The organism is Novosphingobium sp. TCA1 (genome assembly GCF_009811895.1).
In the GTDB taxonomy this organism is placed as follows: Bacteria; Pseudomonadota; Alphaproteobacteria; order Sphingomonadales; family Sphingomonadaceae; genus Novosphingobium; species Novosphingobium panipatense_A.
In genome coordinates, this window is the sequence record NZ_BLJH01000005.1 from 73,609 (window position 1) to 87,679 (window position 14,071).

At 67.1% G+C, this 14,071-nt stretch carries 11 protein-coding genes; 3 read left to right on the forward strand and 8 right to left on the reverse strand.

The window, feature by feature from the left end; all coding sequences use genetic code 11:
* Window positions 1-178 precede the first annotated feature (178 nt).
* Window positions 179-2,347: an RNA degradosome polyphosphate kinase gene (locus NTCA1_RS08190; RefSeq protein ID WP_201282446.1), complete on the forward strand. Its 2,169-nt coding sequence runs from the start codon at window positions 179-181 to the stop codon at window positions 2,345-2,347.
* A gap of 47 nt (window positions 2,348-2,394) precedes the next feature.
* The gene (locus NTCA1_RS08195) at window positions 2,395-3,876 is read left to right on the forward strand and encodes a Ppx/GppA family phosphatase (protein WP_159829943.1); all 1,482 of its coding nucleotides are present in this window, start codon (window positions 2,395-2,397) and stop codon (window positions 3,874-3,876) included.
* 221 nt (window positions 3,877-4,097) lie between these two features.
* On the opposite strand, the gene virB11 is transcribed toward NTCA1_RS08195, so the two are convergent.
* From virB11 to NTCA1_RS08235, 8 genes are all read right to left on the reverse strand, one after another.
* Window positions 4,098-5,129 (reverse strand): P-type DNA transfer ATPase VirB11, encoded by a 1,032-nt coding sequence (gene virB11, locus NTCA1_RS08200; protein ID WP_086490118.1) that lies wholly within the window; start codon window positions 5,127-5,129, stop codon window positions 4,098-4,100.
* A gap of 6 nt (window positions 5,130-5,135) precedes the next feature.
* Window positions 5,136-6,221 (reverse strand): TrbI/VirB10 family protein, encoded by a 1,086-nt coding sequence (locus NTCA1_RS08205; protein WP_159829944.1) that lies wholly within the window; start codon window positions 6,219-6,221, stop codon window positions 5,136-5,138.
* A gap of 3 nt (window positions 6,222-6,224) precedes the next feature.
* A complete protein-coding gene (locus tag NTCA1_RS08210) occupies window positions 6,225-7,154 on the reverse strand; it encodes a TrbG/VirB9 family P-type conjugative transfer protein (RefSeq protein WP_159829945.1) in 930 nt (309 codons plus the stop codon).
* Window positions 7,151-8,428, reverse strand: coding sequence for a type IV secretion system protein (locus tag NTCA1_RS08215; protein ID WP_159829946.1), 1,278 nt, complete (start codon window positions 8,426-8,428; stop codon window positions 7,151-7,153). The genes NTCA1_RS08210 and NTCA1_RS08215 overlap by 4 nt, the downstream gene beginning before the upstream one ends.
* Window positions 8,429-8,433: 5 nt before the next feature.
* Complete coding sequence (locus NTCA1_RS08220) at window positions 8,434-10,863, reverse strand: VirB4 family type IV secretion/conjugal transfer ATPase (RefSeq protein WP_159829947.1); 2,430 nt, start codon at window positions 10,861-10,863, stop codon at window positions 8,434-8,436.
* Between the two features lie 25 nt (window positions 10,864-10,888).
* Window positions 10,889-11,170: a type IV secretion system protein VirB3 gene (locus NTCA1_RS08225; RefSeq protein ID WP_086490123.1), complete on the reverse strand. Its 282-nt coding sequence runs from the start codon at window positions 11,168-11,170 to the stop codon at window positions 10,889-10,891.
* A 3-nt stretch (window positions 11,171-11,173) separates the two neighbouring features.
* Window positions 11,174-11,527 (reverse strand): TrbC/VirB2 family protein, encoded by a 354-nt coding sequence (locus NTCA1_RS08230; protein ID WP_159829949.1) that lies wholly within the window; start codon window positions 11,525-11,527, stop codon window positions 11,174-11,176.
* A 252-nt stretch (window positions 11,528-11,779) separates the two neighbouring features.
* Complete coding sequence (locus tag NTCA1_RS08235) at window positions 11,780-12,154, reverse strand: hypothetical protein (protein ID WP_159829951.1); 375 nt, start codon at window positions 12,152-12,154, stop codon at window positions 11,780-11,782.
* A gap of 296 nt (window positions 12,155-12,450) precedes the next feature.
* On the opposite strand from NTCA1_RS08235, the gene NTCA1_RS08240 reads away from it, so the two are divergent.
* Complete coding sequence (locus NTCA1_RS08240; protein WP_159829953.1) at window positions 12,451-14,058, forward strand: hypothetical protein; 1,608 nt, start codon at window positions 12,451-12,453, stop codon at window positions 14,056-14,058.
* The last annotated feature ends 13 nt before the right edge of the window (window positions 14,059-14,071 follow it).

The following is a 14,071-nucleotide window of genomic DNA, read 5'->3' on the forward strand; positions in this document are numbered from 1 at the left end:
CGATGCTGCACTGCAACGATGTTCCATCATCGTGGTCAACAAAGGCGGATTGATTGCGCGAAAACTCGGCGCGCGGGAATAACCGCCGGACAGAAGACTGGCTCAATTGAAGCCAAGCTGTCATGATGCGCGTGCAAGGGCCTAAACCGTAGAAGGGGCAAAAGTGAAGACCAGCGATATGCTCGAAGTTTCCGAAACCACTGAAGAACAGGACGGCGCAGAGGCCGTAGCGCTTGCCGACCAGCCCTCCCGTTTCTTCAACCGCGAGCTGAGCTGGCTCGCTTTCAACGAGCGTGTCCTGGCCGAAGCCACGAACCCCAATTATCCGCTGTTGGAACGGCTGCGGTTTCTCTCGATTTCCGGCAGCAATATCGACGAATTCCTGATGGTGCGCGTCGCCGGCCTGTCCGGGCAGGTGCGCCGCCAGATCGAGGAAATCTCGATCGACGGCCTCACCCCCTCGCAGGCCCTCGCCTCCACCCACGAAAAGGTGATCGCGCTGGAGCAGATCCAGCAGGAAATCTGGAAGGGCCTCAAGGTCCAGCTGGGCGAAAGCGGCATCCGCGTAGTGGGCGACGAGCGGCTCGACGGCGATCGCGAGGCCTGGCTGCGCAGCTATTTCCTCGAACATGTCATGCCGGTGATCACGCCCCAGGCGATCGACCCGGCGCACCCCTTCCCCTTCGTGGCCAACCAGGGCATCGGCGTGCTCTTCGCGCTGACCCGCCTGGCGGACGATGCGCCGGTCATGGAAATGGTGCTGATCCCCGCCCCCCTACCCCGCTTCGTGCGCATTCCGGGTGAGGAAGCGGCCTGGATCTCGATCGAGGACCTGATCTGCCGCAATGCAGGCGAACTGTTCCCCGGCTTCGGGGTCAACGGCCACGGCGTGTTCCGCATCCTGCGCGACAGCGATATCGAGATCGAGGAAGATGCCGAGGATCTGGTGCGCTACTACCGCACCGCCATCCAGCGCCGCCGCCGCGGCCTCGTCATCGTGCTCCAGCTTCAGGGCGCCTTCGATCCCTCGGCCGAGGACCTGCTGCGCAACCAGCTGGGCCTCGACAAGGCGCTGATCATGAAGACGGAAGGCCTGATCGGCTTCTCCGGCCTTTCCGCGATCTGCGACGAGGACCGGCCGGAACTCAAGTTCGAGCCTTATTCCCCCCGCTATCCCGAACGCATCCTCGAGCATGACGGCGACATCTTCGCCGCCATCCGCGAGAAGGACATCGTCGTCCAGCATCCCTACGAAAGCTTCGAGGTGGTGATCGACTTCCTGCGCCAGGCCGCCCGCGACCCGGACGTGATCGCCATCAAGCAGACCCTCTACCGCGCCGGCAAGCAGTCCGCGATCATCTCCGCGCTGATCTACGCCGCCGAACAGGGCAAGTCGGTAACGGCCGTGGTCGAGCTGAAGGCCCGCTTCGACGAGGAGCAGAACCTGCTCTGGGCCAGCCAGCTCGAACGCGCGGGCGTTCAGGTGATCTACGGCTTCGTGGACTGGAAAACCCACGCCAAGACCTCGATGATCGTGCGCCGCGAGGGTGAGGGTTATCGCACCTACTGCCACTTCGGCACCGGCAACTACCACCCGATCACCGCGCGCATCTATACCGACTTGTCCTACTTCACCGCCGATCCGGCGATGGGGCGCGATGTGGGCCGGCTGTTCAACTTCATCACCGGCTACGTCGAACCCAAAGTCACCGAGTGCCTCTCGATCTCGCCGATCTCGCTGCGCTCGACGATCTATGCCGGGATCGACGGAGAGATCGAGAACGCCCGCGCCGGCAAGCCTGCGGCGATCTGGGCCAAGCTCAATTCGCTGACCGATCCCGACCTGATCGACCGGCTCTATGCCGCCAGCCAAGCGGGCGTCGATATCGATCTGGTGGTGCGCGGCATCTGCTGCCTGCGTCCGGGGATCGAGGGCCTTTCCGAGAATATCGCCGTCAAATCAATCATCGGCCGCTTCCTCGAACATTGCCGCATCTGGGCTTTCGCCAACGGCGCCGAACTGCCCAACCGCAAGGCCAAGGTCTACATCACGTCGGCCGACGCGATGAGCCGCAATCTCGACCGCCGTGTGGAAGTGATGGTGCCGATCACCAACAAGACCGTCCACGACCAGGTGCTGGACCAGGTCATGCTGGCCAATCTGCTGGACACCGAACAGTCCTGGATTCTCCATCCCGACGGCAGCTACGACCGGGTGGGAGAAGTGGACAACCCCTTCAATCTCCACCGCTATTTCATGACCAACCCGTCGCTTTCGGGGCGCGGTGCATCGCTTGCCAGTGGACGAAAAGTGCCAAAGCTCTCGCTAAGACGCGGCAATATCTGACATAGGGGGTGCAGGCTGCCCGGTTTCGGGCGATTCGTCTGAACGGAATGATCGGCATTAGCCAAAGCAGCGAAAAGCGCGCAATCATCGACATCGGTTCGAATACGGTTCGCTTGGTCGTCTATAACGGACCGCCACGCGCTCCGGTCGTTATCCTGAACGAAAAGGTCAATGCCCGGCTCGGCCGCGATCTGGGCAAGACCGGGGCGATCAACGAAAAGTCGATGAAGACCGCGCTGGTGGCGCTGGCCCGTTTCTCGGGGCTGCTGCGCCTGCTCGACGTCAGGGACGTGGAATGCGTGGCCACGGCCGCCGCGCGCGATGCCTCCAACGGCAAGGTGTTCCTGGACGCCGTGCGCCAGTTTGGCCTTTCGCCGCGCCTGCTTTCGGGTGAGGAAGAGGCCCGCGCCAGCGCCACCGGCGTGATCGCCGCCTTCCCCGGCGCGCAAGGCGTCGCGGCCGATCTCGGCGGCGGCAGTCTCGAACTCGTCGAGATCGCGGACGGTCGCAGCACGGGCGGCATTACCCTGCCGCTGGGCACCCTGCTGCTGCCGGATCTCCGCGCGGCGGGCGAGGCGAAGTTCTCCGAGACCGTGAAGAAAGGCCTCGACAGGGCCGGGTGGGACCGGGGGCGCGGCCAGCCGCTCTACATCGTCGGCGGTTCCTGGCGTGCCCTGGCGCTTCAGGCCATGCGCGCGCTCGACTTCCCGGTGGACGATCCCCACGGCTTCGAACTGCCCGCCTCCGAGGCCATGCGGCTCGCCCGGATCTTCGCCAGGGGCAAGCTCAACAACGTCGATCCGCGCATCTCTACCAGCCGCCTCGCCAGCCTGCCGGACGCCGCCGCGCTGATGGTGGAAGTGATCGCCCGGCTCAAGCCGTCGAAGCTGGTATTCTCGTCCTGGGGCCTGCGCGAAGGCCTGCTCCATGCCCAGCTTCCCGCCGAGATCCAGGCGCAGGACCCGATGCTGGCCAGCGTCGCGGGCTTCTCCGCCTCGGCCCGCGTCACCGCCGAGGATGCCATGGCCCTGGCCCGCTGGACGGCCCCGGTCTGCCGCGAGGAACCGCAGGACCGCCAGCTCCGCCAGGCCTCCGGCCTGCTCGCCCTCGCCGCCATGCGCACCGAACCGAACTTGCGCACCGAGGAAGCCATGACCTGGGCGCTACGCAAGCGCTGGATCGGCCTCGACATGCACGGGCGCGGGATGATGGCCATGACCGTCTTCGCCAATTCCGGCCAGACCGAAGTGCCCGAGCAGTTCACCCGCCTCGCCTCGCAGGAGGATCTCGACCGCGCGATCGGCTGGGGTCTTGCGGTGCGCCTGTGCCGCCGCCTCACCGGCTGCTCCGCGACGGGCCTCGCCCGTACCTCGATCCGCAGCGAGGACGGCAAGCTGGTCCTGGCCCTCGATGCCTCGATGCGCCCGCTCTACAGCCCCGGCGTGGCCAAGGACCACAAGGCGCTGGCCGACTGGCTTGGGCTGGAATGCGAAGTCCGCGATTCGAGCGGACTGGCTCTGGTGGACTGAACGACAGGCGCGGCTTTGCGCTTGTCACGAGGGCAGAGTTTGTCGCGAGAATCGCGCCGTAAACCGACGTCATCCTGAACTTGTTTCAGGATCTATCTTGCCGATCGAACTGCCGTCGATGGTCAGAAATGGATCCTGAAACAAGTTCAGGATGACGGTTGTTCTTGAACGGGGTGATGCGCCTATAGTGCCGCCGATAGAGACGACGGGCAGTAGCACCACTACCCCACCAGACTCGCGCTTTCGGCAATGGCCGAGATGCCGCGCTTGCCGCCCTGACGGTCCAGCTGGACGACGATATCGATCACCGAGGCCGCATATTCCAGCGTCTCGGCGCGGGTGAGGCCGATGCCGGTCTGCATCGACATCAGCGCGATCTGTTCCAGCGCGCCGCGCGGGGTGTTCGCGTGGACGGTGGAGAACGAGCCGGGGTGGCCGGTATTAATCGCGCGCAGGAACGAGACGGTCTCACTGCCGCGCAGCTCGCCCAGCACGATGCGGTCGGGGCGCAGGCGCAGCGCGGCCTGGAGCAGGTCGTTGGCGGAAACCTTGGCCTCGCCCAGTTCGCCCTTCACCGCGATCAGGCCCACGCCGTTGGCGCCCGGCAGGCGCAGTTCGGCGGTATCCTCGACCAGGACGACGCGCTCATGCTCCGGTATCTCGGACAGCATGGCGTTGAGGAAAGTGGTCTTGCCGGTGGAGGTGCCGCCGGAGATCAGGATCGTGCGGCGGCGCCGGATGGCATCGCGCAGGAAGGCGATAGGCTCGGCCATGGGATCGGGCGTCGGCGCTTCCTCCGGTGCGGCGATGGGGCCGCGATCGTAGGCGTCCAACGGCAGTTCCAGCAGGCGGTGGCGGCGGATCGCCATGGCCCAGTTGGCACGCGTCGCGGGCGGCCCGACCAGCTGGATACGCGCGCCGCTCTGGCTGCCGTAGCCGGGCAGCGTGGCGGAAAGCAGCGGATGTTCGCGGTTGATGCCCTGATGGCTGATCCGCGCGACCTGCTCGGCCAGGCGCTGGAGCAGACGGTTGTCCATTTCCGGCAGCATGATGTGCTGCATGCCGGGATGGGCGGCATCCTCCACCCAGATCTCGCCGGGGCGGTTGACCAGGATTTCGGTGACGCTCTCCCGGTCCAGCCAAGGCCGCAAGGGCGCGAGATAGGCGTCGAGATAGACGGAGCGCGCCGCCGCCAAGGTGGGCGGCGCCTCAGCCACCGGCGCGGCGCCTTGCAGAGTGAGGATATCGGCCATCGTGCGTCACTGGACCTGGCTGAAATCGAGATCCTTGGCGGTGAACACCCGGATCGGCTCGCCCTGTCGCACGCGGATCGTCGGGCCGACGCTGCCGCTCTGCTGGACTGCCGCCGCTGCCGCCGACTGGCCGCCGCCGATCACCACGCTGGAGCCGCTGGTGGCCAGCGTCGAAAGCCCGCCGACCACCGAAAGCAGCATGGCCGAGCCGAAGCGTTCGAAGAAGTGGCTGTTGACCTTGCCGGGCAGGCCGGTTTCGCCGCCGAAGGCGATCGCGGGCGAGCCGAGGTTCACCGAAACGCCGTCCGGGCGGATCAACCGGCTCCAGATCACATAGGCGCGCTTCTGTCCGGCAGTGAGGCCGCTCTTGTACTGGCCAATCAGGCGCGAAGAGCGCGGGACGAGCGTACGCTTGCCGTCGAAGCTGCGCACGTCGGCCGAGACGATGGCGCGGACATAGCCCGGCACGTCGGTGTCGATCGCGGTTTCCAGCACGGCGGGAATCAGTGTGCCCTGCGTCACCGTGGTGGCGGGGTCGAACGTGCGCGCGGCGGCGGCGGTGCTGCCGGTGCCGCCGATGCGGGCGGCGAAATCGTCGTTGGCATTGCCGCCCTTGGCTTCGCCCGCCGGACCCACTGCCGGGATCGTGACGGCATTGCCGCCCGCGTCGAAGACGACGGTGGGGTTGGCGAAAGGATTGGCCTCCGGCGCGGGCGCGGCGCCCGGCGCGGCGGCGAGCACTGGCGCAGGGGCAGGCGCGGGTAGCGGCGCGGGCGTCTGCTGGGGCTGCGGCACGGCCGCCACCGGAGCGGGGACGGCGGGCGCGGGCACGGCTGGCTGCGGCGCGGCGGCCTGCGGCTGCGCGGCGGGGCCGTTGCGCACCGAGTCCATCGACCACAGGGTCAAACCGCCCAGCGCGGCGACGATCAAAACGCCTGCGGCAAGGCCCAGGCCGTCGGCCTTCTTGCGCTGGCTGACCTGCGGCATGACGTTGCGGGTTGCAAGGTCGATGACCTGTGCGCCCTCGCCGTCACGCGGATCGGCGGCAGCCGCCTTGTCGAACGTCTCGCGCAAGTTGGAATTGGGCGCCATGGATCAGTTCCCCTGAGGATTCGGGCCATTGGCCGGAGCGGCCGTGGCGACGGCGGTAGTCGCGGGATTCGGCGTGATCTTCCCGGAAGCCGCGGCAGGCGCGACGGCCGGAGCAACCGGCGCAGCAATCGGGGGGCGCGAGGCCACCGGACGCGCATTGACCAGTTCGGCGCTGGACTTGCCCGAACGCAGGATGATGTTGTCCGGCACGTCGTCGATCACGATCATCGCGCCGCGCACCGCATAGTTCACCGGGCCTTCGTCACCCTTCTCGTTGGTGACGAGGATCGCGGGAACCGAGGTCTTTTCGGGCCACAGCAGATAAGTGGAGGTGCCGTCGTCATAGATGCGGCTGGGCAGCAGCTTTGCCGTGCCCACGCGCTTCCATTCGAAATTGAGCGCCGCCGGATCGGTTGGCAGCGCAGCGGGATCACCGGCGGCCAGCGCCTGTTCGTCCGGGTCCAGTCCCGCCACTTGCGGCCCGCCGGGCGTGCCCGGCAGGGGTTCGGCAGGCTCGTCCTTGTAGGTGAAGCGCAGCATGTAGAGCGGGCGCGACTTGGGCGAGGCGACGAGGTCGAAGAAATAGGTATGGTGGTTGGTCACCACCGTCATGTTGGTGCGCGCGCCGGCTTCCAGCGGCTTGACGAACAGCAGGTCGGCCCGCTTGTTCGGCGTGATCTGCCAGGTCTGCGAATCGCCCACGGCCACGTTCTCGATCGCCTCGTTCTTGCCGAAGGCGATCGTGGCCTGAACGCCGGTCCGCCCGTCGATCCGCACCACCTCGTTCTCGGAATAGGCGTGCTGGACCAAGCGGTCGTCCGCCTGTGCGGCGGTCACGGCGAGAGGCGCCATCACGGCCAGCGCGGCGGTCGCGGCCAGGGCGCGGGCCCCGGACAGGACCTGGGCCTGAACCTGGGCCTGGTGGCGGATCATTTGAACGTCTCCTTGGCCGCCCCGCGGCCGGTACTGTTGGAATTCACGTCGTTGGAAGCGCGGAAACGGCTGCCGATCCCGCGTGTGCGCGAGGCCTGGCTGGCGCCCAGCGGCTCGATCCCGCCGCCCGAAACCTGGGTGATCACGGTGCGCCGGTCGCCCTGTTGCGGCGCCGCGCCCTGCTCCATGGCCGGTGCGGCGGCCATGGCGGCGGCGCTGGCGGCCGATACGGCAGGCGTGCGCGAGGCCGTTCCCGCCGGTACGAAAGGCTGGACCTGACCGCCCACCGAGACCGCCGGAGCCGGAGGCGCCGCGCTGTCACGCCCGCCGCGCGAAGTCTCGCTGCGCGCCAGGCCGAAGACCTGCCAGCCGGATACCAGCGTGCCCGCGACCTTGAGCACCATGCCCATCAGCGCGAGGTGGACCGCCGCGACCACGAACAGCGCCATGGCAGCGCGCCCGTCGATCTCGCCCAGTTGCGCGCCCTGCACCAGCGCCGAGACGATCGGCACCAGCAGTTCGAGCGTGATGCCACCGCCGAGCACGACGAAAAGCGGTGTTGTCGCGGTCAGGACGACGCCGCGCAGCCAGCCCGCGGTCAGCCCGCGCGTGCCGCCGAACAGTGCCATGACCACGAAGATCGGGCCGAGCGCGAGCAGGATGGCCAAGGCGATGCGGGCCGTGAGGAGCACGCCCACGGTGCCGAGCAGCAGCATCAGCGCGCCCATCCACATCACGCTGTCGGGCGAGAACAGCCCCGCCGCGCCGCCGCCAGCCGCCGCGGCCTTGGCGGGGGCGGCACCCTCGGTAGCGGCCTGCGCGGCCTCGCCGCCGCCCTGCCCTGCATTCTGCGAGGCTTCGGCAATGGCGTTGAAGACCACGTCGATGCGGTCGCCAAAGATCTGCGTCGCCGATCCCTTGGCGCCCATCAGCTGTGAGGCGATCCAGTCCGGCCCGCCCACCGCAAGGTTCCAGACCACGCCCTGATAGGCGATCCAGCTCGTTGCGAAAGTGAGCACCAGTCCGAGCGTCAGCATGCGCGGGGTCAGTGCCGAAATGCCGAGGCTGGAGCGTCCGGTCAGCAGCGAGATCGCGAAGAAGGCGATGTAGAGCGTGAGCAGGATGGTCAGCACCGGGGCCATGGCCCCCTCGGCGCCGAACAGGCGGCCGAAGGCGGCGGATGCCATCTCGTTGGCCACGCAATCGACCGCGCGCAGCGCCGGAGAGACCCCGGCGCTGGCGACTTCGGTAAGCTGTTCGCAGGCGCTGCTCATGGCGCCTACTCCGCCGCCTCGATCCAGGCGGCGTCTTCGTCACCTTCTCCCGGCCACTGGAAGCCGGTGAGCACCGGATACCAGGCCGAGGGATCGTCACCGTAGCGCTCGCGCAGCTGGTCGAGCTTGCGCACAGTGCTTTCGCGGCCGGACAGGACGGTCAGCACTTCGGGCATGCCCGAAAGGTCGAGCCTTACGACGGCCGAGGCATCGGGCTGGCGCACCAGGAAGCAGCGCGACTGCGCCGGCAGGGTCTTGATGACGTCAAGCTCGTGCTGCGAGAGGCCGAAGCCCTCGCAGTAATCCTCGTAGCGGGCGCGGGCATTGGGCATGAAGACCATCGTCGCGGTCTGTTCGACCAAGGCGGTGGCGATCTTGCTGTCCAGTGCATCGCGCGCGGACTGGGTGGCAAAGCCCACCAGCGCGTTGCGCTTGCGCAAGGTCTTGAGCCAGTCGCGGATGCGCGCGGCGAAGACTTCGTCGTCCAGCGCTTTCCAGCCCTCGTCGATGAGGATCATCGTCGGTTCGCCATCCAGCCGCTCGTCGATGCGGTGGAACAGGTACATCATGACCGGCGTGCGCAGACGCGGGCTTTCCAGCAGCGCGGTCATGTCGAAGCCGAGCACGCGGGCCGAGAGGTCGAGCCGGTCGTACTGGTTGTCGAACAGCCAGCCATGCTCGCCACCCTGAATCCAGGCGTCGAGGCGCGATGCGAGGTCGCCCGGTTCGGGGCGACGCGCGCCTGCCAGCAGTTCGCGGAAGTGCGAAAGGCGGCGCAGCGAGGGATCGTTGTGATAGGCCGCGTCGACCGCACCGGCGATCGTCGCAAGCTCTTCCGGTCCCTTCGCTTCCAGCAGCACGCCCAGCCAGTCGCGCAGGAAGGCGCGGTTGGCGGCGGTGTCCGGCAGCGAGAGCGGGTTGAAGCCGGTGGGATGCCCGGCGGCGACGCGGCTGTAAGTGCCGCCGATGCCGCGCAGGAACACCTCGGCGCCGCGATCCTTGTCGAACAGAACAGTGCGCGGCGCGAACTTCTGCGCCTGTGCGGCCAGGAAGTTCATGACCACCGTCTTGCCGGAACCCGACGGTCCGATGACGGTGAAGTTACCGAGGTCGCCCTGGTGGAAGTTGAAGAAGAACGGCGTCGAGCTTGTGGTGGAGAGCAGCGTGACTGCATCGCCCCAGTGATTGCCGCTCGCCTGTCCCATCGCGAAGCCGTGGAGCGAGCCGAAACAGGCCATGTTGGCGCTGGAAATCAGCGCGCGGCGCACGATGAAGGCCTCGTTTCCGGGGAGCTGGCCCCAGAATGCGGGCTCCATGTTGACGTCCTCGCGCACGGCCACCGCACCGGCATCGGCCAGCGAGGCGGCGCACATCGCCGTCACTTCGTCGAGCGCGTCGAGCGTGTCGGCACGTACCAGCACCGAGAGATGATGGTCCCCGAAGCCGACCGCGCCGGTGCCGAGCGAATCGCGCGCGGCAGACATTTCGCGGCGTTCGGCCATGGCTTCCTCGTCGGCCGAGCGCAGGCGGCGGATGGCGAGGTCGATGCGCTCGCGGGCGATCTGACGATCGGCGGGCGCATAGCTTTCGGTGAGCACGAGTTCGCAGGGCAGGCGCAGCAGGGCGTCGGTCAGGCCCGGCGCGGTGCTGTCGGGATAGTCCTTGAGGCTGACCACCGAACCGAACGAGGGTCCGGCGGCGCCGCGCAGTTCGAGCGCGTCCATGCCGAAGTTGATGCGACGATAGGGCAGCATGTGGCCGATGTCGGTGCCCTCAACCGGCCTGCGCACGGGGCGCATTTCGCCGTTGTAGAGCGCCGAGAGCAGTTCCAGCACTTCCGAGCACTGCCCCGCCTGCCCTTCGTAGTCGCCGAGCAGGCGCGCGCCATAGGCGCCGAGCGAGGCGACCATGGCCGAGGCGGCGGCGCGCAGCGAGCGGACATCGCCGGCGTCGGCTTCGGCCGGGGCCTGGCCCTTGTTGCGCAGCATGCGCGAGAGCTTGTCCGGCCAGCCCGCCTTGCCGCGCGCGGGACGGCGCACCAGGGTGATGAACTGGTCGTTGACGAAGAGCGCGCCCGAACCGGTGCGTGCGCGCCAGCGGGCATCGATATGGGCCGCGAGCGGATCCTCGAACCGTCCTTCCATGGCGATCTGCACGCGGCGGCGGATGACATGGTGGTACAGCACGAAGCGGGCATCGAGCGAGGAGCGCAGCAGCACTTCGCGCGTGGCGACGTGGGCGTTGAGTTCCTCGCTGTCGGCGGTTTCGAACGCAAGGCCCGGCACCATCAGCGACAGCATGACCGAGCCGTCGCGCAGCAGCACGACGTTCTCGTCCACCAGTGCCTGGTAAGGCAGCCGGTCTCCGACCAGCGTTTCCTTCGCGCCCCAACCGCTCAGCACGCCCTTGAAGGCCGTTTTCCTGCTCTTGGACATCGTCGTTTCCCCCGCGTCCCCCGTTTCAGGGCGCGTAGCTGTTGCAACCCCAGCGCTGCCAGTTGGGCACGCGCGGGCACTTGCTGACCTTGGCGATCCACAGGTCGAACACCCGGGGTTCGCGAAGACATGCGAGGTATCCGGCGCCGTGGATCGCGAGCGCTGCTGGCAGCGCCCAGAAGCTCTTGGTGATGAGGAAGATTTCCGTCGTCACCGCCGCATTGATGATGAAGAAGCTGTACGTCACGCCCGCGAACATCTGCGGCCGTGTCAGCGCGCGGTGAACGGGGAAGCGCGCGAGGCTCATGGCTCAGCCCGCCGCCGACTGGATGCCGGACACGATCGCGCCCGCACCGAACAGCACGAAGCAGCCGATGATCACGGTGGCGCCAAAGCGCCAGTTCATGCGGCCGGTCAGCATCATGAAGCCCACTGCGGCCACCGCCATCACCGCAACCGCCGTGGCGACATTGCCGAGCAGCGTGCCCTGGAGCCAGCCGAGCGCGTTCACGATCGGGCCGGAGCCGGCCGGATCGGCGCGCGTCACCTGCTGGGCCTGCGCCGCCGCCGGCACGCAGCCGAGCGTGGCGACAACCAATGCCGCGAAATTGGAGAAATATACCCGTGCCTTACGGGTCTGAAGCTGAGCGTAACGAATCACCATGCCCTCCGTATGAGGGCGCAGTGCTCCATCTGGATGACAGAAGTGTGACGATGAGACGGCGAACTTCGCCGCCCTATTGCAGTCGCCACACGAAATCAGGTCATCAAAACGGGGCGCCGCAACCCTCAACACACCCTTATTGTGTAGGCATCTTATAATTCAGGTGCGTCCCGAAAGGCCAGCGTCGGATGATTTCGCGGGGAGGAGATCATCCCTCCCCGCATTACAGGTACTTGGCAGGAAAAGACCGGTTCAGCGCGATGCGCGGGCCGTCGTGCGCAGCAGGTTGTTCAGCGCAAGACGAGCAGCGGCGCGCGAATCGACCCAGGATCCGTCGGCCAGCTGGAGGTCGTAGCGGTCGGAACTGGCCACGGCAGCGCGGTAGGTCGCCAGTGCCTTTTCGGTCTGCCCATTGGCCGCATAGGCCGCGCCCAGGTTGATCAGAGTGGCGGGATCCTCGGACTTTGCCGCATTGCCGCTTTCCAGCTTGCGGACGGCGGCTTCGGCATTGCCGGTGGAAAGCTCGGTATAGGCCACGTCGATCCTGTCGTTCAGCGGAGTCGCGGGGGCCGCAGTGACGGCGGACTGGCTGAGCAGGAGAGTGGCGGCAAGGACAGTAAGGGACATGGCGGTTCTCCCGGGTTCGATCTGTTGATGAAATGCAACATCCGCCAAAAAACCGGGCCCGACAAGAAAATGACGTAGGTGTCATAAAACTGCAATGAGGCTGTGAACGACCCTGTTTGAGCGAGTCGCCCCTACCCCTTTCGGAGTAGAACGGCGCTCTTGTCATATCACCGTCGCATAACCGTAGATTACTGTCATGGTAACGCCAACAAACTGTCACCGCGTCACCCTAGACCCCGCGCTCAGCGTAGGCGGACTCGCCGCCTCGGCTCGACCTGAAAAACGGGGGAATTCACGTGAAGACCATTCATGGCGCGCTGCTGATCGGTTGCAGTGCTCTCGCTCTTGCCGGTTGCGGCGCCGACGATATCGCATCGCCGGGTGCCGGCGGCATCACCATCCCCACCCCGACGCCTGCTCCCACGCCCGCGCCGACGCCGACGCCCGGCACGGTCGTCGCAGCGGCAAGCTGCCCGACCTTCACCGCCACTGGCGGCCTCAAGGACGACGGCGTGCTGCCGACCGCGCAGGGCACCTGGCGCGTCTGCACCCTGCCCGCCCTGGTGGACAAGAGCTCCAGCCTGCCCAAGGTCACCGGCGTGATCTACCGCATGAACGGCCGCGTCGACGTGGGCTGCGACGGCGGCTTCAAGGCGCCGACTTCGGCCGCGCCTGTCGTCACCTCGACCGTCAGCTGCGCCAACCGCTCGCTGACCGCCGACACCGACGTCACCCTGACGGTCGATCCGGGCGTCATCATCTACGGTGAAAACGGCGCCGAGCCGGCCTGGATGGCCGTCAACCGCGGCAACAAGCTCAGTGCCGTCGGCACCGCCGCCCTGCCGATCATCTTCACCAGCCGCGCCAACGTCGTGGGCACCGCCACCGACACCGACCAGGGCCAGTGGGGCGGCGTCGTGCTGCTCGGCCGCGGCATCGTGACCGACTGCAACATCGGTTCGACCACCGGCGGCAACTGCGAACGCGACACCGAAGGCTCGGCCAACCCGGCTCGCTTCGGCGGCGCCGACAACACCTACAACGCCGGCTCGATGAAGTACGTGCAGATCCGCTACTCGGGCTACTCGCTCGCAGTCGGCAAGGAACTGCAGTCACTCACCGGCGGCGGCACCGGCACCGGCACCACCTTCGACTACTTCCAGTCGGTCAACAGCTCGGACGACGGTTCGGAGTTCTTCGGCGGCGCCGTGAACTTCAAGCACTACATCGCCGTCAACGCCGACGATGACAGCCTCGACCTCGATACGGGCGTCATCGCCAACTTCCAGTACGGCCTGATCCTGCAGCGCAGCGGCAACGGCGATGCCTTCTACGAGATCGACTCGAACGGCAACGAAGACAACGCGCCGCGTTCGAAGATCAACATCGCCAACTTCACGGCGGTTCAGCCTGCCACCAGCAGCAACAACGAATCGAACGACCTTGCCTCGATCCTGATCCGCGGCAACTCGGACGTGACGCTGGTGAACAACGTGATCGCCTCGCCCGCCAACGAGTGCATCCGTCTCCACGGCACCAGCACCAACGGTTCGGCCCCGGCCACCCTCGCGGCGTTCGCGACGGTCCTGACCTGCGGCGGCACCGGGCCGTTCCTGGGTTCGGGCAGCTACAATGCCGCCGCCACCCAGAGCCAGTTCGGCACCGCCAACGGCAACAACTCCGCCTTCACCTCGACGCTGACGAGCACCTTCGTCAACGGCGCGAACGAAAGCGGCGTCGCCGGTTACGCCAACATCACCGCGCTCTCGAGCTTCTTCGACAACGTCGCCTACATCGGCGCCGTGTCGGGTGCGAGCGACGTCTGGTATCGCGGCTGGACCTGCGACAACGCGACCGGCAACTTCGGTTCGAACGCAGCCTGCACCTCGCTGCCGACAGCCTGATCCGGCCACCCGT

Excerpts from the sequence above, each read along its gene's own strand:
- virB11 (WP_086490118.1), bottom strand. The coding sequence starts at position 5,129 with ATGGCCGATATCCTCACTCTGCAAGGCGCCGCGCCGGTGGCTGAGGCG.
- NTCA1_RS08235 (WP_159829951.1), bottom strand. The coding sequence starts at position 12,154 with ATGTCCCTTACTGTCCTTGCCGCCACTCTCCTGCTCAGCCAGTCCGCC.
- NTCA1_RS08220 (WP_159829947.1), bottom strand. The coding sequence starts at position 10,863 with ATGTCCAAGAGCAGGAAAACGGCCTTCAAGGGCGTGCTGAGCGGTTGG.
- NTCA1_RS08205 (WP_159829944.1), bottom strand. The coding sequence starts at position 6,221 with ATGGCGCCCAATTCCAACTTGCGCGAGACGTTCGACAAGGCGGCTGCC.
- NTCA1_RS08215 (WP_159829946.1), bottom strand. The coding sequence starts at position 8,428 with ATGAGCAGCGCCTGCGAACAGCTTACCGAAGTCGCCAGCGCCGGGGTC.
- NTCA1_RS08225 (WP_086490123.1), bottom strand. The coding sequence starts at position 11,170 with ATGAGCCTCGCGCGCTTCCCCGTTCACCGCGCGCTGACACGGCCGCAG.
- NTCA1_RS08190 (WP_201282446.1), top strand. The coding sequence starts at position 179 with ATGCTCGAAGTTTCCGAAACCACTGAAGAACAGGACGGCGCAGAGGCC.
- NTCA1_RS08195 (WP_159829943.1), top strand. The coding sequence starts at position 2,395 with ATGATCGGCATTAGCCAAAGCAGCGAAAAGCGCGCAATCATCGACATC.
- NTCA1_RS08230 (WP_159829949.1), bottom strand. The coding sequence starts at position 11,527 with ATGGTGATTCGTTACGCTCAGCTTCAGACCCGTAAGGCACGGGTATAT.
- NTCA1_RS08210 (WP_159829945.1), bottom strand. The coding sequence starts at position 7,154 with ATGATCCGCCACCAGGCCCAGGTTCAGGCCCAGGTCCTGTCCGGGGCC.